The organism is Curtobacterium sp. MCSS17_007, assembly GCF_003234175.2.
Classification (GTDB): Bacteria; Actinomycetota; Actinomycetes; order Actinomycetales; family Microbacteriaceae; genus Curtobacterium.
This window is the reverse complement of record NZ_CP126257.1, coordinates 1607406-1631754: the sequence shown is the minus strand read 5'-3', so window position 1 is coordinate 1631754 and position 24349 is coordinate 1607406. Positions and strand designations below refer to the sequence as shown.

24 protein-coding genes are annotated in these 24349 nt (G+C 71.3%); 6 read left to right on the top strand and 18 right to left on the bottom strand.

Features of this window, described 5'->3' with window-relative positions; translation table 11 throughout:
- Positions 1–21: 21 nt before the first annotated feature.
- Positions 22–561 (top strand): type IV toxin-antitoxin system AbiEi family antitoxin, encoded by a 540-nt coding sequence (locus DEJ22_RS07700; protein ID WP_181430662.1) that lies wholly within the window; start codon positions 22–24, stop codon positions 559–561.
- 26 nt (positions 562–587) lie between these two features.
- Here the strand turns inward: DEJ22_RS07700 and DEJ22_RS07695 are convergent, their stop codons facing one another.
- The 14 genes from DEJ22_RS07695 to DEJ22_RS07630 all read right to left on the bottom strand — a co-directional run bounded on the left by DEJ22_RS07695 (position 588) and on the right by DEJ22_RS07630 (position 14790).
- On the bottom strand, positions 588–2927 hold the full coding sequence (locus DEJ22_RS07695) for a RelA/SpoT family protein (RefSeq protein ID WP_258379521.1): 2340 nt from the start codon (positions 2925–2927) through the stop codon (positions 588–590).
- 57 nt (positions 2928–2984) lie between these two features.
- Positions 2985–3350: a rhodanese-like domain-containing protein gene (locus DEJ22_RS07690; protein ID WP_111226043.1), complete on the bottom strand. Its 366-nt coding sequence runs from the start codon at positions 3348–3350 to the stop codon at positions 2985–2987.
- Complete coding sequence (secF, locus tag DEJ22_RS07685; protein WP_111226042.1) at positions 3350–4354, bottom strand: protein translocase subunit SecF; 1005 nt, start codon at positions 4352–4354, stop codon at positions 3350–3352. Before secF ends, DEJ22_RS07690 begins: the two co-directional genes overlap by 1 nt.
- Positions 4354–6102 (bottom strand): protein translocase subunit SecD, encoded by a 1749-nt coding sequence (secD, locus tag DEJ22_RS07680; RefSeq protein WP_111226041.1) that lies wholly within the window; start codon positions 6100–6102, stop codon positions 4354–4356. The genes secF and secD overlap by 1 nt, the downstream gene beginning before the upstream one ends.
- Positions 6103–6194: 92 nt before the next feature.
- Entirely contained in the window at positions 6195–6608 is a 414-nt protein-coding gene (locus tag DEJ22_RS07675) for a preprotein translocase subunit YajC (RefSeq protein ID WP_111226040.1), read from the bottom strand.
- A gap of 178 nt (positions 6609–6786) precedes the next feature.
- Positions 6787–7815: a Holliday junction branch migration DNA helicase RuvB gene (gene ruvB, locus DEJ22_RS07670; RefSeq protein ID WP_111226039.1), complete on the bottom strand. Its 1029-nt coding sequence runs from the start codon at positions 7813–7815 to the stop codon at positions 6787–6789.
- Complete coding sequence (gene ruvA / locus DEJ22_RS07665) at positions 7812–8432, bottom strand: Holliday junction branch migration protein RuvA (RefSeq protein WP_111226405.1); 621 nt, start codon at positions 8430–8432, stop codon at positions 7812–7814. Before ruvA ends, ruvB begins: the two co-directional genes overlap by 4 nt.
- Before the next feature lie 10 nt (positions 8433–8442).
- Positions 8443–9066, bottom strand: a complete 624-nt coding sequence (gene ruvC / locus DEJ22_RS07660) for a crossover junction endodeoxyribonuclease RuvC (RefSeq protein ID WP_258379520.1) — start codon at positions 9064–9066, stop codon at positions 8443–8445.
- A 4-nt stretch (positions 9067–9070) separates the two neighbouring features.
- Positions 9071–9835, bottom strand: coding sequence for a YebC/PmpR family DNA-binding transcriptional regulator (locus DEJ22_RS07655; RefSeq protein WP_111226038.1), 765 nt, complete (start codon positions 9833–9835; stop codon positions 9071–9073).
- A gap of 105 nt (positions 9836–9940) precedes the next feature.
- A complete protein-coding gene (pdxT, locus tag DEJ22_RS07650) occupies positions 9941–10534 on the bottom strand; it encodes a pyridoxal 5'-phosphate synthase glutaminase subunit PdxT (protein WP_111226037.1) in 594 nt (197 codons plus the stop codon).
- The gene (pdxS, locus tag DEJ22_RS07645; RefSeq protein ID WP_058727871.1) at positions 10531–11451 is read right to left on the bottom strand and encodes a pyridoxal 5'-phosphate synthase lyase subunit PdxS; all 921 of its coding nucleotides are present in this window, start codon (positions 11449–11451) and stop codon (positions 10531–10533) included. The genes pdxT and pdxS overlap by 4 nt, the downstream gene beginning before the upstream one ends.
- Before the next feature lie 12 nt (positions 11452–11463).
- Positions 11464–12165 carry an HIT family protein gene (locus tag DEJ22_RS07640; RefSeq protein ID WP_181430661.1) on the bottom strand — a complete coding sequence of 234 codons (702 nt, stop codon included), beginning with the start codon at positions 12163–12165 and terminating at the stop codon, positions 11464–11466.
- Entirely contained in the window at positions 12165–14153 is a 1989-nt protein-coding gene (gene thrS / locus DEJ22_RS07635) for a threonine--tRNA ligase (protein ID WP_111226402.1), read from the bottom strand. Before thrS ends, DEJ22_RS07640 begins: the two co-directional genes overlap by 1 nt.
- A gap of 94 nt (positions 14154–14247) precedes the next feature.
- On the bottom strand, positions 14248–14790 hold the full coding sequence (locus tag DEJ22_RS07630) for an adenine phosphoribosyltransferase (RefSeq protein WP_066654284.1): 543 nt from the start codon (positions 14788–14790) through the stop codon (positions 14248–14250).
- Between the two features lie 175 nt (positions 14791–14965).
- Here DEJ22_RS07630 and DEJ22_RS07625 point away from each other — a divergent pair, with 175 nt between their 5' ends.
- Positions 14966–15976, top strand: coding sequence for a glycoside hydrolase family 6 protein (locus DEJ22_RS07625; RefSeq protein ID WP_181430660.1), 1011 nt, complete (start codon positions 14966–14968; stop codon positions 15974–15976).
- Between the two features lie 136 nt (positions 15977–16112).
- Here DEJ22_RS07625 and DEJ22_RS07620 read toward each other — a convergent pair whose 3' ends face one another.
- The 3 genes from DEJ22_RS07620 to ybaK form a co-directional block, all read right to left on the bottom strand.
- On the bottom strand, positions 16113–16346 hold the full coding sequence (locus DEJ22_RS07620; protein WP_111226035.1) for a hypothetical protein: 234 nt from the start codon (positions 16344–16346) through the stop codon (positions 16113–16115).
- 693 nt (positions 16347–17039) lie between these two features.
- Entirely contained in the window at positions 17040–19628 is a 2589-nt protein-coding gene (locus DEJ22_RS07615; protein ID WP_111226034.1) for an ATP-dependent Clp protease ATP-binding subunit, read from the bottom strand.
- A gap of 95 nt (positions 19629–19723) precedes the next feature.
- A complete protein-coding gene (gene ybaK, locus DEJ22_RS07610) occupies positions 19724–20209 on the bottom strand; it encodes a Cys-tRNA(Pro) deacylase (RefSeq protein WP_111226033.1) in 486 nt (161 codons plus the stop codon).
- Positions 20210–20276: 67 nt separating this feature from the next.
- On the opposite strand from ybaK, the gene DEJ22_RS07605 reads away from it, so the two are divergent.
- Together DEJ22_RS07605 and DEJ22_RS07600 are read left to right on the top strand one after the other, a co-directional pair.
- Positions 20277–20585 (top strand): DUF6412 domain-containing protein, encoded by a 309-nt coding sequence (locus tag DEJ22_RS07605; RefSeq protein WP_146241669.1) that lies wholly within the window; start codon positions 20277–20279, stop codon positions 20583–20585.
- A gap of 56 nt (positions 20586–20641) precedes the next feature.
- Complete coding sequence (locus tag DEJ22_RS07600; protein WP_111226401.1) at positions 20642–21379, top strand: YidC/Oxa1 family membrane protein insertase; 738 nt, start codon at positions 20642–20644, stop codon at positions 21377–21379.
- A gap of 6 nt (positions 21380–21385) precedes the next feature.
- Here DEJ22_RS07600 and DEJ22_RS07595 read toward each other — a convergent pair whose 3' ends face one another.
- Positions 21386–21724 (bottom strand): hypothetical protein, encoded by a 339-nt coding sequence (locus DEJ22_RS07595; RefSeq protein ID WP_111226031.1) that lies wholly within the window; start codon positions 21722–21724, stop codon positions 21386–21388.
- A gap of 109 nt (positions 21725–21833) precedes the next feature.
- On the opposite strand from DEJ22_RS07595, the gene DEJ22_RS07590 reads away from it, so the two are divergent.
- The gene (locus DEJ22_RS07590) at positions 21834–22736 is read left to right on the top strand and encodes a hypothetical protein (protein WP_284174816.1); all 903 of its coding nucleotides are present in this window, start codon (positions 21834–21836) and stop codon (positions 22734–22736) included.
- 230 nt (positions 22737–22966) lie between these two features.
- Positions 22967–24349: an MFS transporter gene (locus DEJ22_RS07585; RefSeq protein ID WP_181430658.1), complete on the top strand. Its 1383-nt coding sequence runs from the start codon at positions 22967–22969 to the stop codon at positions 24347–24349.

Genomic DNA, 24349 nt, shown 5'->3' with positions numbered 1-24349 from the left:
TTCGTCCGGCAGGATGAGCGGGTGCCGACGCCCCGCCTGCTGACGAGCGACGACTGGCCGGAGGCGGAACTGCGTGCCGCGGTGCTGGCCGGCGACCTCGTGCCCGTCGGATGCTGCTGGGCGTCCCCGGCGGAGCCGCAGGTTCCAGCGCTCCGTGCCGCCGCGCACGCCTGGCGCCTGTCCGACCGGCGGCTGGTGGCCTCCGGGCGGACCGCCGCGTGGATCTGGGGCGCGACTTCGCGTCCGCCCGCGACCGACGAGGTGAGCATCCCGCCCAACGTGCGCGTCCGGGTCGCCGCCGACGTCCGGCTTCGCGAGGTCAGGCTGGGGCCCGATGACGTGGTGCTGCTCGACGGCGTCCGGGTCACGACACCACTGCGGACCGCGATCGACCTGCTGCGGGCTCCCGGTGCGTTCGATGCGGCTGCGGCCGACGCCCTCCGCGGTCTGATCGCGGTGGGCGCCGTCCGGGAGCCGGAGCTCCGACACCGCGTCGACGCCCTCGGGACGATCCCGATGGCGCGCCAGGCGGCACGCCGGCTCGACCAGGTGACCGCCTGAGCCGAGCCCCGCTCCGACGGACCCGCTCAGCCCGCGCTGACGCGGTAGACGTCGTACACGGCGTCGATGCGGCGCACCGCGTTGAGGACGCGGTCGAGGTGCGTGGTGTCCCCCATCTCGAACACGAAGCGGCTGAGCGCCAGGCGGTCGGACGACGTCGACACCGTGGCGGACAGGATGTTCACGTGGTGGTCGGTGAGGACGCGCGTGACGTCGCTGAGCAGACCGGAGCGGTCGAGTGCCTCGATCTGGATCTGCACGAGGAACACCGACTTCGACGACGGGGCCCACTCGACCTCGATCATCCGGTCGGGCTCGTTCATGAGCGACTTCACGTTCGTGCACGACGCCTGGTGGACCGAGACGCCCTGCCCGCGGGTGATGAAGCCCACGATCTGGTCACCGGGCACCGGGGTGCAGCACTTCGCGAGCTTCACGAGGATGTCCGGCGCGCCGCGCACGAGCACGCCGCTGTCACTGTTGCGGAGCTGACGGCTCGTGACCTGCCGCGGGAAGGCGAGTTCCGGCTCGTCCGTCTCGGTCTCGGCCTGGACGTTGCCGAGCACCTTCTCGATCACGGACTGCGTCGAGACGTGCCCCTCGCCGACGGCCGCGTACAGGGCGGAGACGTCGTCGTACCGCATCGACGAGGCGACCTCGGCGATGGAGTCCTGGCTCATGATCCGCTGCAACGGCAGGTTCTGCTTCCGCATCGCCCGCGCGATCGCGTCGCGGCCCTGCTCGATCGCCTCCTCGCGGCGCTCCTTGGTGAACCACTGCTTGATCTTGTTGCGCGCACGGGGGCTCCGCACGAAGGTCAACCAGTCCTGGCTCGGGCCGGAGTCCGGGTTCTTCGAGGTGAAGATCTCGACGACGTCACCGCTCGACAGGGTGCTCTCGAGCGGCACGAGACGGCCGTTCACCTTGGCACCCATGGTGCGGTGCCCGATCTCGGTGTGGACCGCGTAGGCGAAGTCGACCGGGGTCGCGCCCGCCGGGAGGCCGATGACCTTGCCCTGCGGGGTGAAGACGTAGGTCTCCTTGGCGCCGATCTCGTAGCGGAGCGAGTCGAGGAACTCCCCTGGGTCGCTGGTCTCGGCCTGCCAGTCGGTGATGTGGGCGAGCCACGCCATGTCCTGGTCGTCCGTGGTCGTCGTGTCGACGTCGCGCCCCTGCGCACGCTGCTTGTACTTCCAGTGCGCCGCGACACCGAACTCGGCGCGCTGGTGCATCTCGTGCGTCCGGATCTGGATCTCGACCGCGCGCCCCTGGGGCCCGAGCACGGTCGTGTGCAGGGACTGGTACAGGTTGAACTTCGGCGTCGCGATGTAGTCCTTGAACCGACCCGGCAGCGGCGTCCACCGCGCGTGCACCGACCCGAGCATCGCGTAGCAGTCCCGCACCGTCGGCACGAGCACCCGGATGCCCACCAGGTCGTAGATCTCGTCGAACTCGCGCCCGCGGACGATCATCTTCTGGTAGATCGAGTAGTACTGCTTCGGCCGACCCATGACCTCGCCACGGATCTTGGACGACTTCAGGTCCTTCTTGAGCGTGCCGATGACGTTCTGCACGAACTGCTCGCGCTTCGGCTGGCGCTCCTTGACCAGGCTGTCGATCTCGACGTAGAGCTTCGGGTGGAGGACCGCGAACGACAGGTCCTCGAGCTCCAACTTGATCATCTGGATGCCGAGACGGTGCGCCAGCGGCGCGTAGATCTCGAGCGTCTCCTTGGCCTTGCGCGTCGCCGAGGCGGACTCCACGAACCCCCACGTGCGGGCGTTGTGCAGGCGGTCGGCCAGCTTGATGACCAGGACCCGGATGTCCTTCGACATCGCGATGACCATCTTGCGGACCGTCTCGGCCTGCGCACTGTCGCCGTACTTGACCTTGTCGAGCTTCGTGACGCCGTCGACGAGCATCGCGATCTCGTCGCCGAAGTCGGCACGGAGCTCGTCGAGCTGGTAGTCGGTGTCCTCGACGGTGTCGTGCAGGAGCGCCGCGGCGATCGTGATGGTGCCGATGCCGAGGTCGGCCAGGATCTGGGCGACCGCGACGGGGTGCGTGATGTACGGCTCGCCGGACTTCCGCTTCTGCCCGTCGTGCGCCCGCTCGGCGACCGAGTAGGCGCGCTCGATGAGCGTCACGTCGGCTTTGGGGTGGTGCGACCGCACGGTCCGGATGAGCGTGTCGACGGCCCCTGCGGGCTGCGCCCGCGAGAACAGCCGTGGGAGCAGCGAGCGGAGGGACCCGAGGTTACCGGTGGTCGTCGCGTTCAACGGGCTGGAGGGCCGTGGCGCGGAACCAGGACGGCTCGCGCCGGGCGCCGGGGCACCCTGGGGCGAGGACTCACGGGTGTCCGTCATGATGCGCCTCCTGCGACCGGTGTCCGGGTACGGTCTGGCAAGCCTACGCGCGTCCGGTCAGTGCTCGTGACGCGGTTCGCCCTGGGCGTCGCCGCCCTGTGCTCCCGCTCGCACGACGGGCTGACCGGCCTGCTCCCAGGAGACCATGCCGCCGGTGAGGTTCACCGCGGGGACGCCGGACTGCTCGAGGGCAGCCACCACCCGGGCCGACCGCGCGCCGGAGTGGCACACGACGATGGCGGGCTGGTCGCCGCCGTCGATCTCCTGCCAGCGGGCGACGAGCTCGGACATGGGCACGAGCGTCGCCTCGGGCGCGTGCACCTCGTCCCACTCCGCCTGCTCGCGGACGTCGAACAGGCGGGCGCCCGCGTCGAGACGACGACGGGCCTCGGCGACGTCGACGGCGTGCACCTCGACCGCCATCAGGCGACCTCGGCCGCGGCGTCGACCTCGCGCTGGCGCTTCTCGGCCGCACGCGTCTTCTTCGCGTCGGCCTCCTTGACCTTCGGCTCGTTCTCGCGCAGGTGGGCGTACATCGGCGACGCGATGAAGATCGTCGAGTACGTGCCGACGATGATGCCGATGAAGAGCGCGAGCGAGATGTCCCGCAGGGTGCCGGCGCCGAGCACGTACGACCCGATGAAGAGGATCGCGGCGACGGGCAGGAGCGCCACGACCGAGGTGTTGATGGACCGGACGAGCGTCTGGTTGACCGCGAGGTTGACCGACTGCACGAAGGTGCGGTGCGACTCCTGCGACGTGTTCTCGCGCACCTTGTCGAACACCACGACGGTGTCGTACAGCGAGTAGCCGAGGATCGTCAGGAAGCCGATGACGGCCGCCGGCGTGACCTCGAGCCCGACGATGCCGTAGACGCCGGCCGTGATGAGCAGGTCGTGCAGCAGCGCGACCATGGCGGACACCGACATCTTCCACGTGCGGAAGTAGACGGCCATCACCACGGCCGCCAGCGCGAGGAAGATGACCAGACCGCGGATCGCCTGCGCGAGCACGTCGGCACCCCAGGTGGCACCGATGTAGGTGGACGCGACCTGGTCCTCGGACACGCCGTAGGCCTGCGCCAGGGCGTCCTGCACCTCGGTCGTCTCGCGGTCCGTCAGCTGCTCGGTCTGGACGCGGATGCCGTCCTGGCCGACCTGGGAGACGCGCGGGATCCCCTCGGGGACGATCGACTCGACCGTGCGGGTGGCGATCGACTGGTCGAGGTCCTTCGCGTCCGAGATCGTGAACTCGGAGCCGCCGGTGAACTCGATGCCGAGGTGGTAGCCGCCACGGAGCCACGGCACCACGAGCGACACGACGATCGCGATCAGTGCGATGAGGTACCAGGTCTTGCGGCGCCCGACGATGTCGTAGGAGCGCTTCCCGGTGTAGAGGTCGCTGCCGAACTGGCTGAAGCTGGCCATCAGTCGTCCTTCCCGTCCGGCGTGGTGCCGTTGTCGCCGGCGCCCTGCTGGGCCTTCCGCTCTGCGATCGTCTGGCGGCGCTGGGCCTCGCCCGCGCTGCGCTGGCGCTTGCCGTCCACGACCGGCGCGCGGAACTGCGCACGGCCGCGGTAGACGGCGCCGAGGGCGGACGGGTCGAGTCCGCTGAACCGGTGCCCCTCGCCGAAGAACCGGCTGCGGGCGATGAGCTGCATCATCGGGTGCGTGAAGAGCACCACGACGATGACGTCGATGAGGGTCGTGAGCAGCAGCGTGAACGCGAAGCCCTTCACGTCGCTGACGGCGAGGATGTAGAGCACCACCGCGGCGAGGAAGTTGATCGAGTCGGACGCCAGGATCGTGCGCAGGGCTCGCTTCCAGCCGGACTCCACCGCGCTCTCGAGCCCTCGGCCGTCCCGCAGTTCGTCACGGATGCGTTCGAAGTACACGATGAACGAGTCGGCCGTGATGCCGATGGCCACGATGAGACCGGCGACACCCGCGAGCGAGAGACGGTAGTCGACGCGCCACGACATGATCGCGATGACCAGGTAGGTCAGGACCGCCGCGACGCCGAGGGAGAGCACGGTGACGAAGGCCAGCGCTCGGTACTGGATGATCGAGTAGACCACGACGAGGATCAGGCCGATCAGGCCGGCGACGAGACCGCCGACGAGCTGCGCGGTCCCGAGCGTCGCCGAGATGTTCTCGTTCGACTGCACCTGGAAGTTGATCGGCAGGGCGCCGTACTTCAGCTGGTCGGCGAGGGTCTTCGACGACTCCGCGGTGAAGTTGCCGGTGATCTGGGCCTTGCCGTTCGTGATCGCGGCGTTCGAGGCGGGCGCCGTGATGACGGTGCCGTCGAGCACGATCGCGAACTGGTTCTGCGGCGAGGGCAGCTTGACGAGGCGGCTCGTGACGTCGCGGAAGTCTTCCGAGCTCTTGCCCGAGAACGTCAGGTTGACCGCCCACTGGCCGGTGGTCGCGCCCTGCGAGTCGGTGGCGAGGCCCGAGGTCGCGTTGCTGATGCCCGAACCGGAGACCTCGACCGGGCCGAGGATGTACTTGGCGGCACCGTCCTGGTCACACGTGACGAGCGGCTCGTCGTCGGGCGCGGTCGTCACGTCGTCCGGGGCCGCACAGTTGTAGTTCGTGTACAGGTCCTGCAGCGCCGGCGTGACCTGGGCCAGGTCGCTGCCGTTGGTCGGCTTCGTGCTCGGCGTGGCGTCGAGCGATGCCGGGGGCGAGTACGGCGTCGGCGACGCGGTCTTCCCGTCGCCGCCGACCGCGGTGTTGGTGGCCGCCTCGGTGTAGAGCACCGGACGGAAGGTCAGCTTCGCCGCTGCCTCGATGCGGTCGATCGTCGCCTTGTCGGGCTTGCCCGGGATCGACACGACGATGTTGTTCGTGCCCTGGGTGTTGATCTGCGACTCGGAGACACCCGTGGCGTTGATGCGCTGACGGATGATGTTGACCGCCTGGTCGAGCTGCTGCGAGGTGACGGAGCCGCCCTCGGTGTTCTGCGCCGCCAGGGTCAGCTGCGTGCCGCCCTGCAGGTCGAGCGCCAGCTCGGGCACCCAGCTCGCACCGGCGAACCACTCGTTCGTGTCGTCCTTGCTGTTGGCCGCGAGCACCGACGCAGCGGTGTTCAGGCCGGCCAGGGCCGCCATGATGATCACCAACCAGGTGAGCGAACGCAGCGCCTTCTTGACGGGTGTCGATCGTGCCACCGGTCGTCTCGTCTCTCTGTTCAGGACCGACGGCGACGCGGCCGGCGGCGGTGGTGTGGTCGCCGGGTCCCGTGACCCGGCGACCGGGGGCGTCAGTCTTCGGTCTTGCGCTTCGTCGCGTCGGTCTCGGTGGGCTCGATGCGCTCACCGAACTCCGGGTCCGTCCGACGGTCGGCACCGAGGTCGAGGGCGGGTTCGCCCGCGACGGCGGTGTCATCGGCGACGACGGCGGTCTCGACGTCGGAGGCGTTGTCGTCGACGACACGCGAGAGCGTCTGGCGGTGCACGGTGACGACGGTGCCCGGGGCGATCTCGACGTCGGCGGTGACCTTCTCGTCGTCGACGGACAGCAGCGTGCCGTAGAGACCGAAGGACAGCATGACGCGGGCGCCCGGGACCATCTTGGTCTGCAGCTCCGCCTGCTGCTTCTTGCGCTTGCGGCTGCTGTAGAACATGAAGGCGGCGAACGCGACGATGATGACGATGAGGAAGAGTGATTGGTCCATGGGGCGTTGCCTTCTCTGGTTGCTCGGATCCAGCCGGAGCGGTCGTTGCTCGGCTTCGGGCCGTAGCAGTCTAGGGCACGGGCGTGTCCGGGTCCGGGCAGCCACCTGAGTGGTCTCGAGCGCTGACGACACCGGACCGCGATCACGGTCCTGGTCGGCCAGAATACTGCATACGAGTTCAGTCGTCGAACAGGCCGGGCTGGGCAGCGGCTCCTTCGCCAGGTGTGAGGCCGAAGTGTCGCCAGGCCTGCGGTGTCGTGATGCGGCCGCGGGGTGTCCGGGTCACGAGCCCCACGCGCACGAGGAACGGTTCGACCACGGACTCGATGGTCTCGGACTCCTCACCCACCGACACCGCGAGGGTGTTCAGACCGACGGGACCGCCGTCGAACCGGGTGAGCATCGTCTCGACCACGGCACGGTCGAGACGGTCGAGGCCGAGCTCGTCGACGTCGTACAGGTCGAGCGCGCCCTGCACGGCCGCCATGCCGTCGGAGGTGCGGTGCACGAGCGCGTAGTCCCGCACACGACGGAGCAGGCGGTTCGCGATGCGTGGGGTGCCCCGGGAGCGACCGGCGATCTCGCGCAGCGCCGAGCGGTCGATCGAGAGCTCGAGCAGGTGCGCCGCGCGGATGAGGACCTGTTCGAGTTCGTCCTTCTCGTAGAACTCGAGGTGGGCCGTGAACCCGAAGCGGTCGCGCAACGGGTTCGGCAGGAGGCCGGCGCGGGTGGTCGCGCCGACCAGGGTGAACGGCGCGAGGTCGAGCGGGATGCTCGTCGCGCCGGCCCCCTTGCCGACCATGACGTCGATGCGGAAGTCCTCCATCGCGAGGTAGAGCATCTCCTCCGCCGACCGTGCCATGCGGTGGATCTCGTCGATGAAGAGCACCTCGCCCGGGACGAGTGACGACAGCACCGCGGCGAGGTCACCCGCGTGCTGGATCGCCGGGCCGCTCGACATGCGCAGGGGACGACCCGACTCGTGGGCGACGATCATCGCGAGGGTCGTCTTGCCGAGTCCAGGCGGGCCGGCCATGAGGATGTGGTCGGGCGTGCGGTCCTGCAGGGCCGCTGCCTTGAGCAGGAGGTCGAGCTGACCGCGGACCTTGCGCTGTCCGACGAACTCGTCGAGCGACTTCGGGCGCAGGGCACCCTCGAACGCGAGTTCCTCCTGTGACTCGGCGCCGGCGGACGTGATGCCGCTCACCGGCCGGCCCCCGCGGGGCGCAGCGTGCCGAGCGCGGCACGGAGGAGCGCCTGCGTGCCCATCGCCGCGGCGCCCGGATCGTTCGCGACGACCGCGTCGACGGCGGACTGCGCCGCGTCCTCCCGCCAGCCCAGCCCGACGAGTGCCGAGACCACGTCGACGGCGGCCGGGTGGGCGGCGGCGGCACCGCTCGCAGCACTCGCCGGCGCCTGCTCGAACGCGACGAGCTTGCCGGACAGGGCGACGGTGATGAGCTTCGCGGTCTTCGGGCCGATGCCCGACACCTTGCGGAAGGCCGCATCGTCCTCGCTCGCCACGGCGTTGGCGACCTGTGCCGGGTCCATGTGCGCCAGCACGCCGAGGGCGGACTTCGGGCCCACGCCGGACACACTGCGGAGCAGGTCGAAGACCTGCAGCGCGTCGGTCGACTCGAAGCCGAACAGCAGGTGCTCGTCCTCGCGGACGATCATCGCCGTCCGCAGGAAGACCTCGGCCCCCTGACGCATCGTCAGTGCGTGCGCGGGCGTGACCGTCACGGCGTACCCCACTCCCCCGACCTCGACCACGACGGCCGATCCGGTGACGTCGATGCAGGTGCCCCGGAGACTCGCGATCATGCCCACGAGCCTAGGGCCGACCACCGACGAAGCCGGACCGCCGCGCGGCTGCCGCCTCGGCGCGGGCGAGCGGGGTGTCCGCCGCGCCGGCCTGCGCGTCGCGCCATGCGCGCTGCGCCGGGGTGAGGGTCGCCGGACCCGGGCCGACGCGGTCGGGTGACCCGAGCCTCCAGGCGTGGCACACGGCCAGAGCGAGCGCGTCCGCCGCGTCTGCGGGCTTCGGGGCCTCGTCGAGCCCGAGCACGCGCGCGATCATGGTCTGCACCTGCCGCTTGTCCGCGTTGCCGTAGCCGGTCACGGCCGCCTTCACCTCGGACGGGGTGTGCAGTCCGACGGGCAGGCCCCGCGCGGCCGCGGCGTGCAGCGCGAGACCGGCCGCCTGCGCGGTCCCCATCACGGTGCGGACGTTCGCCTGCGCGAAGACCCGCTCGACGGCCACCGCGTCGGGGCGGTGGTCGTCGATCTCGGCCGCGATCCCGTCGGCGATGCGCAGGAGCCGCTGCTCGAGCGCCATGTCCGCCGGCGTGCGCACGACCGTCACGTGGACGAGCCGTGCGCGCCGGTTCGGTGCGACCTCGACGACGCCGACGCCGCACCGGGTGAGCCCGGGGTCCACCCCGAGCACACGGAGCACCGGACTAGTCCTCGTCCTCGTCGAGCTCGGCCTGGACGTCCGCGGGGATGTCGAAGTTCGCGTAGACGTTCTGCACGTCGTCGCTGTCCTCGAGCGCGTCGATCAGCTTGAAGACCTTGCGCGCCGTCTCGGCGTCGACCGGCACCTTGACCCCGGGCACGAACTCGGCGTCGGCGGAGTCGTAGTCGATCCCGGCGTCCTGCAGCGCGGTGCGCGCCGCGACGAGGTCGCTCGCCTCGGTGATGACCTCGAACCCGCCGCCCTGGTCGATGACGTCCTCGACACCGGCGTCGAGCACGGCCGTCATGACGGTGTCCTCGTCGAGTCCGTCGGTCTTCGTCACCGAGATGACGCCCTTGCGCGAGAAGTTGTACGCGACGCTGCCCGGGTCGGCCATGGTCCCGCCGTTGCGGGACATCGCCGTCCGGACCTCCGCCGCGGCTCGGTTCTTGTTGTCCGTGAGGCACTCGACGAGCATCGCGACGCCGTTCGGGCCGTAGCCCTCGTACATGATCGTCGTGTACTCGATCGACTCACCGGTCAGGCCGGCACCGCGCTTGATGGCACGGTCGATGTTGTCGTTCGGCACCGAGGTCTTCTTGGCCTTCTGGACGGCGTCGACCAGGGTCGGGTTGCCCGACAGGTCAGCGCCACCCATCTTCGCGGCGACCTCGATGTTCTTGATGAGCTTGGCGAACGACTTCGCACGGCGCTGGTCGATGACCGCCTTCTTGTGCTTGGTCGTTGCCCACTTGGAATGCCCGGACACGGTGCTCCTTGCGTCTAGCGGAAGATCCGGTCCAGTCTACCGGCCGGCAGGCGCAGACCGCCGCCGCCCCGCGGGTCGCGTCCGGCCCGTGGCCGGTCGCGGCGGTCAGACGGAGCGGACCATCTCGAGGAACCGGCGGTGGAACCGGTCCTCGCCCGCGACCTCGGGGTGGAACGCGCTCGCCAGCACGTTGCCCTGCTGCACGGCGACGACCTGACCGTCCGCGAGGGCACCGAGCACCTCGACGTCCGTGCCGTGCTCCTCGACCACGGGCGCGCGGATGAACACCGCGTGCACCGGGGCATCGCCGAGCGCCGGCATCGGGATGTCGGTCTCGAACGAGTCGTTCTGGCTGCCGAAGGCGTTCCGGCGCACGGTGGTGTCGAGCACGCCGAGGGTCTGCTGCCCCGGGATGCCCGCGGCGATCCGGGACGACAGCATGATCATGCCCGCGCAGGTGCCGTAGGCGGGCAGGCCGTCGCGGATCGCGGCGCTGAGCGGCTCGGCCACGCCGAACGTCCGGGACAGCTTGTCCATCACGCTCGACTCGCCGCCGGGGATCACGACGCCGTCGAGCGCCTCGATCTCCTCGGGCCGACGGAGCGGCACCACGTCGGCGCCGAGCTCCGTCAGCGAGGCGATGTGCTCGCGGAAGTCACCCTGCAGCGCGAGGACCCCGATGCGGGGCCGGGCGCTCACCAGCCGCGCTCGGCGAGACGGTGCGGTGCGGGGACGTCGGCGACGTTGATGCCGACCATGGCCTCGCCCAGACCGCGGGAGACCTCGGCGATGACCTTCGGGTCGTCGTGGAAGGTGACGGCCTTGACGATCGCCGCGGCGCGCTTCGCCGGGTCGCCCGACTTGAAGATGCCGGAGCCGACGAACACGCCGTCCGCGCCGAGCTGCATCATCATCGCGGCGTCGGCCGGGGTGGCGACACCGCCGGCGGTGAAGAGCACGACCGGGAGCTTGCCGGTCTGTGCGACCTCCTTCACGACGTCGAACGGGGCCTGTAGCTCCTTCGCGGCGACGTAGAGCTCGTCCTCCTTGAGGTACCGGAGGGCCGCGATCTCCTTCGAGATCGTGCGGATGTGCTTGGTGGCCTCGGACACGTCACCCGTGCCGGCCTCGCCCTTGGAGCGGATCATCGCCGCGCCCTCGGTGATGCGACGGAGCGCCTCGCCCAGGTTGGTGGCACCGCAGACGAAGGGGGTGGTGAAGTTCCACTTGTCGATGTGGTTGACGTAGTCGGCCGGCGAGAGCACCTCGGACTCGTCGATGTAGTCGACACCGAGCTCCTGGAGGACCTGCGCCTCGACGAAGTGGCCGATGCGGGCCTTCGCCATGACCGGGATCGACACCGCGGCGATGATCTCCTCGATCATCGACGGGTCGGACATGCGGGCGACGCCGCCCTGTGCGCGGATGTCGGCGGGGACACGCTCGAGGGCCATGACGGCGGTCGCGCCGGCCTCTTCCGCGATGCGGGCCTGCTCGGCGTCGATGACGTCCATGATGACGCCACCCTTGAGCATCTCCGCGAGGCCGCGCTTGACGCGGTCGGAGCCGGTGATCGAGGTGCCGTTGGTGCCCGAGGTGCTGGTGCTGTCGCTCATGATGCCGACAGTCTAGTCCGCAGCGGGCCAGCCTTCGGCGACGAGTCGACGGGTGTCCCCGAGCAGCTGCGACATCGACTTCGTCCGGGCGATGATCGGGAAGAAGTTCGAGTCCGACGCCCACCGCGGCACGATGTGCTGGTGCAGGTGCGCTGCCACCCCGGCCCCGGCGATCTCGCCCTGGTTCATGCCGATGTTGAAGCCGTCGCAGTGCGAGACCGCGCGGAGCACGCGCATCGCGGTCTGGGTGAGCTCGGCGATCTCGCGGGTCTCCTCCGGGGTCGCCTCGTCGTAGAGCGGGACGTGCCGGTAGGGGCAGACGAGCAGGTGCCCGTTGTTGTACGGGTACAGGTTGAGCAGGACGTAGGCGTGCTCCCCCCGGGCGACGATGAGGGCGTCCTCGTCGGACTTCCGCGGCGCCTCGCAGAACGGGCAGTCGTCACGGTGGCCGCGGCCCTCGCCGTCGCGTCCGGCGTCGATGTACGCCATGCGGTGCGGGTTCCAGAGCCGTTGGAAGGCGTCCGGCACGGCGGCGCCGGTGGCGGCGTCCCGGATCACCAGCGGGTCGTCGGCGCCGCCGGTCCCCGCGGCTCCGGCCGCGCTCGTCCGCCCGGTCCGAGCCGACGCGTCCGGCGCGGCGGGCGCCCCGGAGCCGGCCACGTCGACGACGTGACCGGTCCCGGGGACGTGCTCGGTGCCTCCCGTGCGGTCCATCAGACCTGCGCGCGGTCGCGGATGGCGGTGAGGATGCGGTCCACGGCCTCGTCCACGGGCACGCCGTTGTCCTGGCGGCCGTCCCGGAAGCGGAAGCTCACCGCACCGGCGTCGCGGTCGTCGCCGCCGGCGATGAGCTGGAACGGCACCTTCGCCTTGGTGTGCGTGCGGATCTTCTTCTGCATGCGGTCGTCGGAGTGGTCGACCTCGGCACGGACGCCGTGCGCGCGGAGCTTCGCGACGACCTCGTCGAGGTAGTCGCCGTACTCGGCGGCGACGGGGATCGCGACTACCTGCACCGGGGACAGCCAGGCCGGGAACGCACCGGCGTAGTGCTCGGTGAGCACGCCGAAGAAGCGCTCGATCGAACCGAACAGGGCACGGTGGATCATCACCGGGCGCTGTCGGGAGCCGTCCGGCGCCGTGTACTCGAGCTCGAAGCGCTCCGGCAGGTTGAAGTCGAGCTGCACGGTCGACATCTGCCAGGTCCGGCCGATGGCGTCGCGGGCCTGCACCGAGATCTTCGGGCCGTAGAAGGCCGCACCCGCGGGGTCCGGGACGAGCTCCAGGCCCGACTCCTCGGCGACCTCACGCAGGGTCTTCGTCGCAACCTCCCAGACCTCGTCGTCGCCGACGTACTTCTCCGGGTCCTTCGTCGACAGCTCGAGGTAGAAGTCGTCGAGGCCGTAGTCACGGAGGAGCGACAGCACGAACTGGAGGGTCGTGGTGAGCTCCTCCTTCATCTTCTCCTGCGTGGTGAAGATGTGGGCGTCGTCCTGCGTCATGCCGCGCACGCGGGTCAGGCCGTGGATGACGCCGGACTTCTCGTTGCGGTACACCGTGCCGAACTCGAACATCCGCAGCGGCAGGTCGCGGTACGACCGGGCCTGCGAGCGGTACGCCAGGATGTGCATCGGGCAGTTCATCGGCTTGAGGTAGTAGTCCGCCCCCTGCCGGGTGACGTTGCCGTCCTCGTCGCGTGCCTCGTCCATGTGCATGGCCGGGAACATGCCGTCCTTGTACCAGCCGAGGTGGCCGGACTGCTCGAACAGGTCGCCCTTGGTGATGTGCGGCGTGTAGACGAAGGAGTAGCCCTCCTGCTCGTGCCGACGGCGCGAGTAGTCCTCCATCTCGCGGCGGATGATGCCGCCCTTCGGGTGGAAGATCGCCAGGCCCGAGCCGATCTCGTCCGGGAACGAGAACAGGTCGAGTTCGGCGCCGAGCTTGCGGTGGTCGCGCTTCGCGGCCTCCTCCAGACGGAGCTGGTACGCCTTGAGCTGCTCCTTGTCCGGCCATGCGGTGCCGTAGATGCGCTGGAGCTGCGGGTTCTTCTCGGAGCCGCGCCAGTACGCCGCGGCGACGCGCATGAGCTTCGACGCGTTCCCGATCCAGCGCGTGTGCGGGACGTGCGGGCCCCGGCAGAGGTCCTGCCAGACGACTTCGCCCGACTTCGGGTCGACGTTCTCGTAGACGGTCAGCTCGCCGGCTCCGACCTCGACGCTCTCGCCGGAGTCACCCTCGTCCGCGGCGCCCTTGAGCCCGATGAGCTCCTGCTTGAAGGGCTCCCCCGCCATGCGCTCGCGGGCTTCCTCGTCGGTCACGACGACGCGACGGAAGCGCTGGGCCTGGCGGACGATCCGGTCCATGCCCTTCTCGATCGCCTTGAGGTCCTCGGGCGTGAACGGCTCGGCGACGTCGAAGTCGTAGTAGAAGCCGTCGGTGACGGGCGGACCGATGCCGAGCTTCGCGTCCGGGTTGATCTGCTGGACGGCCTGCGCGAGCACGTGCGCGGCCGAGTGCCGGAGGATGTCGAGTCCGTCCTGCTCCTGCAGCGTCACGGCCTCGGCGGTCTCGCCGTCCTGGACGTCGGCGTCGAGGTCCTTGAGGACGCCGTCGACGCGGATCGCGACGACACCGCGCTCGCCGTCGAAGAGGTCGGTGCCCGTCGTGGCCGTCGTCGCGGTGCGGGGCTCGGGTGCCTGGGGCAGGTCTGCGGGCTCGGGTGCGACTGCGTCGGTCACGATCGTGGTGCTCCTCGGTCGGTTCAGGGGTGGGTCAAGACTAGTGCGCGGCCGCGGCCGCTCAGGCGGGGACGCGGCCGAGCGTCGTGACGGGCAGGCGGGGCTCGAGGCGCTCCCGGCCGGAGAGTCCGTCGAGCTCGAGGAGCGAGGCGAAGCCGATCGCCTCGTACCCCGCGCGTTCGAGCAGCGTGATCGTCGCCGCAGCGGTGCCACCCGTGGCGAGGACGTCGTCGACCACGAGCACCCGCGTGCCCTGCGGGAGCTGGCCCGGGCGGAGCTCGAGCTCGGCCTCGCCGTACTCGAGCGCGTACTGCTCGCTGAGGACCTCACCGGGGAGCTTGCCGGCCTTCCGCACCGTCAGCACGCCGACCTGGTGCTGCGCGGCGATGCCACCGGCGAGGGCGAAGCCGCGGGCCTCGATGCCGGCGACCGCCTGGAAGCCGGCGCCGATCGCGAACGGCGCCGCGAGGGCTTCGCACACACGGCCGAACGCCACCGGGTCGGAGAACACCGGCGTCACGTCGCGGAACAGGATGCCCGGCTTCGGGAAGTCCGGCACGATGGCGGTCAGGCGTTCGACGAGTGCAGCTGCGGTTTCGGTCACCGCACAACGGTACGCGACCGCGGAGGCCGCACACGCACGGCCCTCCGGCGTCTGTCCCTCGTTCTGGAGATCGCCCGGGCGCCGCTCCGTGGGTTCTGATGGTCTGCGACAGGTGGAGCAGGGCGTCCGGGGCGTCCGGGTCGTCCTCGCAGCGGACGGGAACAGGACGGGGACCATGCACTCGAGGACCAGGACGATGGTCGCGCTCGCACTCGCCGCGACGGTGGTGGGCGCGGGCGTCGTCACGACTCCGACCACTGCGTCGGCGGCCTCCGTCGCACCGCTGCCGCCCGCAGCCCTCCACACCGCGACGCCCGGGCAGGTCTTCGCCGGCGGGTTGTTCGTGCAGCCGGACAGCCAGGCCGCGCAGGCTGCGGCGGCGCTCAGCGCAACGGGGACGGCGACCGAGGCTGCAGCGGCCCGGACCATCGCGCAGCAGCCGGTCGCGATCTGGCTGGGTGAGTGGTACACCGACGAGGCGCTGGACCGGGTGATCGCTCGGAACCTCGCCGCCGCCGAGCGGGTCGGCAGGACCCCGGTGTTCGTCACCTACGCCGTCCCGAACCGCGACTGCGGCGGGTACTCGGCGGGCGGCCTGTCACCGGCCCGGTACGCCGAGTGGAACCGGCGCATCGCAGCAGGCCTCAGGGGCCACCGAGCCGTCGTGATCGTCGAGCCGGATTCGCTGGCGCACCTGAGCTCGTGCACCGCCGAACGCGCGCGGCGACCGGGCATCATCGCCGGGGCCGTGCACGAGTACACCGCCGCGGGCGTCCCCACCTACCTCGACGGCGGCAACGAGAACTGGAACGACCCGGAGCTGCAGGCGACGTACCTGCGGGAGGCCGGCATCACCGAGGCCCGCGGCTTCTTCACGAACGTGGCGAACTTCTACCGCGTCGACGGCGAGCGGGCCTACGCCGAGCGGCTCAGCGCGATGACGGGCGGTGCACGGTACGTCATCGACACGTCGCGGAACGCCCGCGGGTGGCTCGGCACCTGGTGCAACCCGACGGGGGCCGGCCTGGGCCGCAGTCCGCACGTGGCCGCGGGACGCACACGACTCGACGCCCTGCTCTGGATCAAGACGCCGGGTGCGAGCGACGGGACCTGCAACGGTGGACCGGCGGCGGGGACGTGGTACCCGACGTACGCGGTCGCGCTGGTGGCGAACCGGAAGCGCTGAGCGGTTCGAGGAGGCTGCCTGCACGGCAGGCTCCGGGCGTCGAACCAGGAACACGACATCGAACCAGGCGGGAGCGCTGGTTCGATGTCGTGTCCGTGGTTCGACCGCGGGGCGGACCCCGCCGTCACGCCGCGCGTCAGCGCCACATGCGCATCGCAGCGGTCTGCACGAGCAGGGCGAGTTCGCGCTCGCGCCGTTCGCGCTCGATCCACTGTCGGGTCGCGAAGTCGACCGGGGGTCGCACGTGGTGCGTCCGCCGGCTCCAGATGATCAGCGACATGCCGATCCGGAGGGCGATGCGGTCGGCGAGCGTGACCCGGCGGCGCACCGCGCGGGTATCGGGGGGACGGACGTCGATGTCGTTCGACACGATGGTGCCTTTCGTGGGTGCCCGAGGGCATGACGGTGAACCCGACTGCCGCGCGCACGAATGCGTCGGGAACGGGTCCGCAAGAACGCCCGGGAATGCGGGCGAGAATGATCGCAGGGTGCGCAGGAATGCGCACGGCTGCATTGTCGGTGACCGGTTGCGGTCACCGCGTGGAGTCGTCACGGGAGACGTCCGCCGCTCGCGGTCCGACCTCGATCCACCCCGTCGCGCGCCTGGCTGCCGTCACGCGAACGGGCAGCCGACCGGACGGACGCTCGTCAGGAGGACGTGCGACCGCAGCGGAGGCGGGAGGTGCGGCGCAGCGCCGTCGGGCTGTGCCGGAGCGACCGGGGCAGCGTCACCGCGCCGTCAGCGCGGTGGTGCAGTACCTCGATCGATCGAGGGAGAACGGCTGGAGCGGGACGTCCCGCGTCAGTGCGAACGGAGCGGGGTGCCGCTGATCACACGGATTCCACGGAACGGGTTCGTCGTGAAGATCATCATTGTGTCGGCCCCCTCTCGGTCTCGTACAGCCGGTGATGCTCGTGAACACTATCGGGGCCGGGAATGCGAGCGCAAGCCCTTTCTCGGACATTTCCGGAATTGCATCCCGGAACACGATCGGCGCTGCCGGACGCAGCACGGCCCCGGTACCGCTGGGGGCACCGGGGCCGTGCTCGTGTGCGGGCCGGACTAGACGGTCGCGGGCTCCTCGACCCGGGCGACGAGCGCGTCGCCGACCACGTCGATCCGGACGGTGTCGCCCTCGTGCGCCTGCTCGTCGACCACCAGGGTCGCGATGCGGTCGTCGACCTCGCGCTGGATGAGCCGACGGAGCGGACGGGCGCCGTACTCGGGCTCGTACCCGTGCTCGGCGAGCCAGTCGGTCGCGGCGTCGGACACCGACAGGGTCATCCCCTGCGCGAGCAGCCGGAGCGCGGTGTCCTGCAGCAGCAGGTCGACGATCGACCGGAGCTGCCCGCGCTCGAGCTTGCGGAACAGGACGATCTCGTCGATGCGGTTGATGAACTCCGGTCGCATGGACTCGCGCAGCCTGCCCATCACCCGGGCGCGGAGGTCCTCCTCCGCGTACCCGCCGTCGGCCGAGGCGGAGAACCCGAGCGCCCCGGAGCGCGACGCGAGGAACTCGGACCCGATGTTCGACGTCATGATGACGACCGTGTTCCGGAAGTCGACCGTGCGCCCCTGCCCGTCGGTGAGCCGCCCGTCGTCGAGCACCTGCAGCAGCAGGTTGAAGACGTCGGGGTGCGCCTTCTCGACCTCGTCGAGCAGGACGACCGAGTACGGGTTGCGACGGACGCGCTCGGTGAGCTGGCCGGCCTCGTCGTAGCCGACGTACCCGGGAGGGGCACCGACCAGGCGCGAGACGGTGTGCCGCTCGCCGAACTCGCTCATGTCGAAGCGCAGCATCGCGGACTCGTCGCCGAACAGCGATCCGGCCAGGGCCTTCGCGAGCTCGGTCTTGCCGACGCCGGTCGGGCCGAGGAACAGGAAGCTGCCGACCGGGCGACGAGGGTCGCCCATGCCGGTGCGGCTGCGTCGGACCGCGGTCGCGATGGCGCGCACGGCGTCGTCCTGGCCGACGACGCGCTCGTGGAGCTCGCCCTCGAGGGCGGCGAGCCGGGAGCGGTCGCCCTGGGACAGGCGGGTGGCCGGGATGCCGGTGGCGCGGGAGACCACCTCGGCGATGTCGCCTTCCGTGATGACACGGTCAGCAGGTGCGAGACGGGAGGCCCGACCGGCGTCGCCCTCGGAGGCGGCGGTGATCCGCGCCTCCAGTCCGTCGATCTCGTCGCGCAGGCGCGACGCCTCCTCGTAGAGCTCCTCGGCCACCGCGCGGTCCTTGTCGGCCTGCAGCTCCGCGACCTGGTCGCGGAGCGCCTCGACGTCGACGTCGCCCGACAGGGCGAGGCGACGACGGGCACCGGCCTGGTCGATGAGGTCGATGGCCTTGTCCGGCAGGTGCCGGTCGGTGACGTACCGGTGCGAGAGCTCCACCGCGGCGCGCAGGGCGTCGTCGGTGTAGGTCACGTCGTGGTGCTCGGCGTAGCGCGGGGCGAGGCCACCGAGGATCGCCACGGCGTCCTCGACGCTCGGCTCCCCCACCGTCACCGGCTGGAAGCGACGCTCGAGCGCGGCGTCCTTCTCGATGCGGCGGTACTCGTTCAGCGTGGTCGCGCCGACCAGGTGCAGGTCGCCACGGGCGAGGCGGGGCTTCAGGATGTTGCCCGCGTCCATCGAGCCGCCCTCGCCGCCGCCACCGGCTCCGACCACCGTGTGGAGCTCGTCGACGAACACGATGAGCTCGTCCGCGTGTGCCGCGATCTCGTCCATCGCCTTCGTCAGGCGCTCCTCGAAGTCGCCGCGGTACCGGGTGCCGGAGAGCATGCCGGCGAGGTCGAGTGCGACGACGCGCTTGCCCTGGAGCAGCGCGGGCACGTCGCCGTCGGCGATGCGCTGGGCGAGACCCTCGACGATCGCGGTCTTGCCCACGCCGGGCTCACCGATGAGGACGGGGTTGTTCTTCGTGCGGCGGAGCAGGATCTCGACGGTCTGCTCGATCTCGTCGGCACGGCCGATCACCGGGTCGATGCGCCCGTCGCGGGCGCGCTCGGTGAGGTCGGTGCCGAACTGGTCGAGCGTCGGCGTGTCGCTCTCGGTGGCCTGCGTGTCGGTCGTCCCGGGCATCGGTCGCCCCTCTCGTGCTGCTGCCGCGGCCTGCTGGGCGTGGTCCTGCATGTGCTGCGGGGTGACACCGGCGCTCGCGAGCAGCTGCCCGGTGACGGTGTCCTGGTCCATGACGAGCGCGAAGAAGACGTGCTCGGGGTCGGTGTAGGTGCTGCCGAAGCCCTTGGCGGCCTGGGTCGCCTCGAGCAGGATCCGCTGGGCGGTCCCGGTCAGCGCGGGCCGGCCGGTCTGCTCGGGCCGGGGCTCGGCTGCGACGGGCAGTCGCTCCTCGACCTCCGCGGCGAAGTGCTCCGGGTCGACGCCGGCGCTGCGGACGACCGCGGTGAAGGGCTCGGTGCGCACGAGGACGTGCAGGATGTGGAGCGCGTCGATCTCGTGCTGCCCCTGCGAGACGGCGTACTCGGCGGTGCGCTGGAGCATCTCGTGGGTGCGGCGGCTGAGGAGCCGGGTGATGTCGACCGGGCGTCCCAGCGGTACGGATCGCTGGGCGCCGGCCTGCTGGGCCGCGAGGAGCCGTGCGAGGAACGCGTCGAACGCGTCGTCGCCACCGGTCGGGCCGAACGTTGCTGGCAAAGGGACCTCCTGGGAACTTGAGTGCCTTCGACTCAATGCAACGCAGGAGGACCCGCTCCATTCCCGGCGGGCGGAGAAAGTTGCGTCAGCGCGACTCAGGTCCGGGCGATGGCAGCCGTCGCGGCCTCGGTCACACGGACGAGGTCGGTCGGCGCGACCTCGATGTCGAACCCGCGACGACCGCCGGACACGAAGATGCTCGGGTAGGTGAGGGCGGACGCGTCGACGACCGTGCGGAGTCGAGTCTTCTGGCCGACGGGGCTGATGCCACCGACGACGTACCCGGTGCGCTTCTCGGCGAGGGCCTGTTGTGCGAGCGTCGCCTTCTTGCCCCCGAGCGCCGCCGCGATGGCCTTCAGGTCGAGCCGGTTCGCGACGGGCACGACCGCGACCGCGAGCTGGCCGTCGACCGACACGACCAGCGTCTTGAAGACCTGCTCCTCCCGCAGACCGAGCGCTGCGGCCGCCTCCTCGCCGAAGTTCGTCGCCGTCTCGTGGTGCTCGTAGACGTGGGGCGTGAACGGGATCCCCGCCCGCTCGAGGGCGAGGGTCGCTGGGGTGCTCGGCGATCCTGCGGTCATGCCTGTGATCCTGCCCGTCCGCACCTGCCGGTCCTCGGCGGCACGCGGGGGTTACGCTGAACCGGTCATGACCGTCGTCGAACTGCTGCTCCGCGCGCTCGCCGCGCTGCAGCTCGGCGACGCGTCGGTGCTCGCGGCCGGGGGCGCGCTCGCGCCCGGAACGGCGCTCGCCGTGGCCGCCCTCGGACTGGCCGCAGTCACCGTCACCGTGCTCGTCGTCCGCCTGCTCGCGGCGGCGCTGGGCCTCGACGTCGACCCGACCCGCGCGGCGAACCGCGGTCGGGCCGTCGAACGGCCGACCCGCATCGCGTGGAGCCACCCCGACGCCGACGGACACGTGCGGTCACGGGCACCGGGAGCGTCGACCCCGGCCTGACCACCCGCGGGTGGCCGGGTCACGTCGTCGCGTACCCCTCCACCGATCGGATCGTCATGGACCTCTCGAACCTGCCCGTCGTCGGCAGCCTGCTGCACGCCGGCGCCGACCTGCTCACCACCCTCACCGTCGGGCTCGCGCCCGTCACCGGCGATGCCGCCGCCGCCCTCGCGGTCGTCGTGCTCACCGTCGGCATCCGCACCGCCCTCGTCCCGCTCGCGGTCCTGCAGGTGCGAGCCGAGCGTGACCGCCGCCGTCTCGCCCCGCAGCTCGCCGCGCTGCGCCGACGGTACGGATCGGACACCCGACGCCTGCAGGAGGCGGTGCAGCGGCTGTACACCTCGGAGCGGGTGTCCCCGCTCGCGGGCTGCCTGCCCGTGCTCGCCCAGGCGCCGGTGCTGTCCCTCGTGTACGCCCTCTTCACCCACGCGAGCCTCGGCGGCACCGCGAACACCCTGCTCGACGCGACCTTCTTCGGGATCCCGCTCGGACACTCGTTCCTGGCCGTGCTCGGCTCACCGCTCTGGACGCATGCGTGGGTGCTGCTCCTGCTGCTCGCCGTCCTCGCCGTCGCGATCGGACTCGGCCAACGGGCCGCGGCGCGCTGGAACCCGGCAGGAGCGCCGGCGCCCGGTACGCCGGGTGCCGGGACGGCCGCGACGCTCGCGCGGTGGCTGCCGTTCCTGTCGGTGGGGTTCGCCGCCGTGGTCCCGCTCGCCGCGACCGTGTACGTCGTGACCAGTGCGGTCTGGGCCCTCGGCGAGCGGGCACTCCTGCGACGGGTGGTGCGCTGAGGGCCGTCAGCCGCCCTGGCCCTCCTGCTGCGGCCCCTGGTCGACCGGGTCGTACTCCGTGTCACGGCCCTGCTCCTCGTCGGGGGTGGGGACGTGCCGCTCGGTGCCGGCTCCGAGCGGACTCGTGGCGACGTAGTCGGCCTCGCCCGACTGGGTGTCGTGGGCGAGCGGTTCGAGGGTCTCGGGGTCGGCGTCGCGACGGACCCCGTCCTGCTGCTCGCCGGTGCTGTCCGTCGCGGCGTGCTCCGTGGGCGGGGTCGTCGGCACGCCGCCTCCGGCACCGCCCGCTGACGGGTCGTGTCCGGGGAGGCCGGTGGTCGGGTCGTCGTCGGTCGCTGGGGTCATGCACCCCGTCTACCCGTCGGGCACTGGACGGACACCGCCTGACGGCGGACGGCGAGGCGTCCGGGTGGGAGCATGGGCACGTCCGGTGCGTCCGGACCCGGGAGAGCGCATGGCCGACGACGACGTGACGGCAGGACGGGCTCGACTCGAGGCCCTCGCGTGGGGAGGGCAGTCGACCCCGGAGGAAGCAGCGCGTGCGCGTGTCGCGCTGCGGGAGATGGACCGGCCCGGCTCGGGAGGCGCATCCGGCGGCACCGCAGTCACCCCCGGTCCGCCACCGGATGCGACCGGCCGTCCGACCGGCACCGGGACGACACCGGAGGAGCGCCGACCCGACGGCGATGGGCCGGAACGCGCTGGTCTGCCCAGCGACGGAGCGGAGCCCGCTGGTCGGCCCGGCGACGGCCCGGACGACGCCCGTCCGGACAGCGACGGAGCACGCGGTCCCGGCGCCGTGCGTACCGGAGGTGGGTCGGGCCTCCCGGCTGCGTCGTCCACCTGGCGCTCGCGCGTCGGCGGACTGCTCTGGACGGCGCGACCGCGCGCGTGGATCGCGCTTGGCACCGCGGCGGTCGTCGCGCTCGCGTTCGCCGCGGGGACGTTGGTCGGCACCTCGCACGAGGAGCGGGTCGCCGCGCCGCGCACGACCCCCACGCCCGGCACCGTCACGCTCGAGGAGCTCCTCGACGTCCCGCAGACGTACGCCGACCAGCTGCCCGGCCCGGTCGAGGCGCCCGTGAGCCTCCGGACGACCCGACTCGTGTTCACGAACCGGGCACTCGACGGCACGTCGTTCGAGACACCGTGGAACGTCTGGGCCGGGGTCGGCACCGACCGCGAGACGATCTGCCTGGTCGCCACGGCGAACCGACTGGAGTCGACCACCGCGTGCTACCCGCGTACGGACGCCCTGCACGGGAACGTCTCGCTGTCGGCGCAGTCGATGAGCGGGACGCTGACGATCACGCTGCGCGGCGGTGGCGTCCAGGGGACCGTGACGAACGAGAACTGATCGGGTGCCCGCTGCGACTGCGTTGGAGCGCTCCGAGAATCTGCGACGCAGCCCTCGCGCGATCCGGACGGACCGTGCAACACTGGGAGGGCGCACTCGCCGTGGAGTCGTACCCACACCACGTCCGGGTCGACCGGTCCGGACGACGAACCGCGAGCGCGCACCGCACACCCGCTGACCAGACGGCGGGCGGACGCGTGCTCCGGCATCCCCCGGAGGAGGTCAGCAGCGTGTCCACCAACACCACCACCTCGGCCGTGTCGACGAACACGCGGCCGATCACCGTCACCACGCAGTCCGTGGTCGGCATCGCCGTGCTCGGACTGGCCACCTTCTTCGCGATCACCACCGAGCTCATGCCGGTCGGGCTCCTCGGCACCATGAGCCGCGACCTCGGCGTCAGCGAGTCGACCATGGGGATCGTCGTCACCGTGTACGCCGCCGCCGTCGCGATCCTCGCCCTGCCGCTCACCTCGCTGACCGCGCGGCTGCCGCGCAAGGCCGTGCTCGTGTCGACCCTCGTCGGGTACGCGGTGTCGAACGTGCTCATCGCGGTCGCACCGTCCTTCGCCGTGGTCTGCGCCGGTCGGGTCGTCGGCGGCGTCGCACACGCGCTGTTCTTCTCCGTCGCGTCGGCGTACGCCACACGGATCGTGCCACCGCGCCTCGCCGGCCGTGCCATCGCCTTCGTCTACTCCGGCAGCTCGCTCGGCTTCGTCCTGGGTGTGCCGCTGGCGACCTGGGTCGCGCAGACCATCGGGTGGCGGCCGGCCGTCGGTGCGGTCGCGCTCGCCGCAGGAGCACTCGCCGTGGTCGCCCTTGCCTTCCTGCCGAGCGTGCGCGGGACCGCCTCACCGCACATCGGGTCCCCCCGGGCGTGGGCACGGACCGGCCTGCTGTCGGTGGTCGTCGCCGACCTGCTGCTCTTCGCCGGGCACTACGTCGTCTACACCTACATCGGCCCCTACGCGATCGACGCCGGGCTCGACGCCGGCATGGTGAGCGGTGCGCTCCTCGTGCTCGGCGGCACCGGTGTCGTCGGGCTCTGGCTCGCGGGCACGTTCGTCGACCGGGCACCGCGCCAGACGCTGATCGCGGCCGTCGCCGTGATGGCCGCAGCCTTCGCCGTGCTGCCGTTCGTGCACGGGTCGCTGCTCGGCACCATGGTCGTGGCCGGCGTCTGGATGGCCGCGAACGGCACGACCGGCACGCTGTTCATGGCCGCGGCGATCCGGACCGGCGGCGTCTCCCCCGACATCGCGGGCGCCCTGGTGAACGGTGCGTCGAACATCGGCATCGCGGGCGGTGCGGCCGTCGGCGGCCAGGCCCTCGGCGCCGTCGGGCTGCAGTACCTGCCGTTCGCCGGGGCGGTCGTGCTGATCGGGTCGCTCGGCATCGTGCTGGCGGCACGGCGCGGGTTCCCCGTGCACACGCACGCGCAGGAGCACCTGTCGACGACCTCCGTCGAGGCGATCACGTCGTCGCTCGCGGTGGTCACGACCTCGGTTCCCGTCGTCAGCCGCGCGATCCAGACGATCACCGGGTCCGTCGGCATCGCCACCGGCACGGTGCAGACCGCCACGGGGTCGGTACGCACGCGACGTCGGCGCTGA

Excerpts from the sequence above, each read along its gene's own strand:
- DEJ22_RS07695 (WP_258379521.1), bottom strand. The coding sequence starts at position 2,927 with ATGACGGACACCCGTGAGTCCTCGCCCCAGGGTGCCCCGGCGCCCGGC.
- DEJ22_RS07690 (WP_111226043.1), bottom strand. The coding sequence starts at position 3,350 with ATGGCGGTCGAGGTGCACGCCGTCGACGTCGCCGAGGCCCGTCGTCGT.
- secF (WP_111226042.1), bottom strand. The coding sequence starts at position 4,354 with ATGGCCAGCTTCAGCCAGTTCGGCAGCGACCTCTACACCGGGAAGCGC.
- DEJ22_RS07675 (WP_111226040.1), bottom strand. The coding sequence starts at position 6,608 with ATGGACCAATCACTCTTCCTCATCGTCATCATCGTCGCGTTCGCCGCC.
- ruvA (WP_111226405.1), bottom strand. The coding sequence starts at position 8,432 with ATGATCGCGAGTCTCCGGGGCACCTGCATCGACGTCACCGGATCGGCC.
- pdxS (WP_058727871.1), bottom strand. The coding sequence starts at position 11,451 with ATGAGCGACAGCACCAGCACCTCGGGCACCAACGGCACCTCGATCACC.
- DEJ22_RS07640 (WP_181430661.1), bottom strand. The coding sequence starts at position 12,165 with ATGGACCGCACGGGAGGCACCGAGCACGTCCCCGGGACCGGTCACGTC.
- DEJ22_RS07625 (WP_181430660.1), top strand. The coding sequence starts at position 14,966 with ATGCACTCGAGGACCAGGACGATGGTCGCGCTCGCACTCGCCGCGACG.
- ybaK (WP_111226033.1), bottom strand. The coding sequence starts at position 20,209 with ATGACCGCAGGATCGCCGAGCACCCCAGCGACCCTCGCCCTCGAGCGG.
- DEJ22_RS07605 (WP_146241669.1), top strand. The coding sequence starts at position 20,277 with ATGACCGTCGTCGAACTGCTGCTCCGCGCGCTCGCCGCGCTGCAGCTC.
- DEJ22_RS07600 (WP_111226401.1), top strand. The coding sequence starts at position 20,642 with ATGGACCTCTCGAACCTGCCCGTCGTCGGCAGCCTGCTGCACGCCGGC.
- DEJ22_RS07595 (WP_111226031.1), bottom strand. The coding sequence starts at position 21,724 with ATGACCCCAGCGACCGACGACGACCCGACCACCGGCCTCCCCGGACAC.
- DEJ22_RS07590 (WP_284174816.1), top strand. The coding sequence starts at position 21,834 with ATGGCCGACGACGACGTGACGGCAGGACGGGCTCGACTCGAGGCCCTC.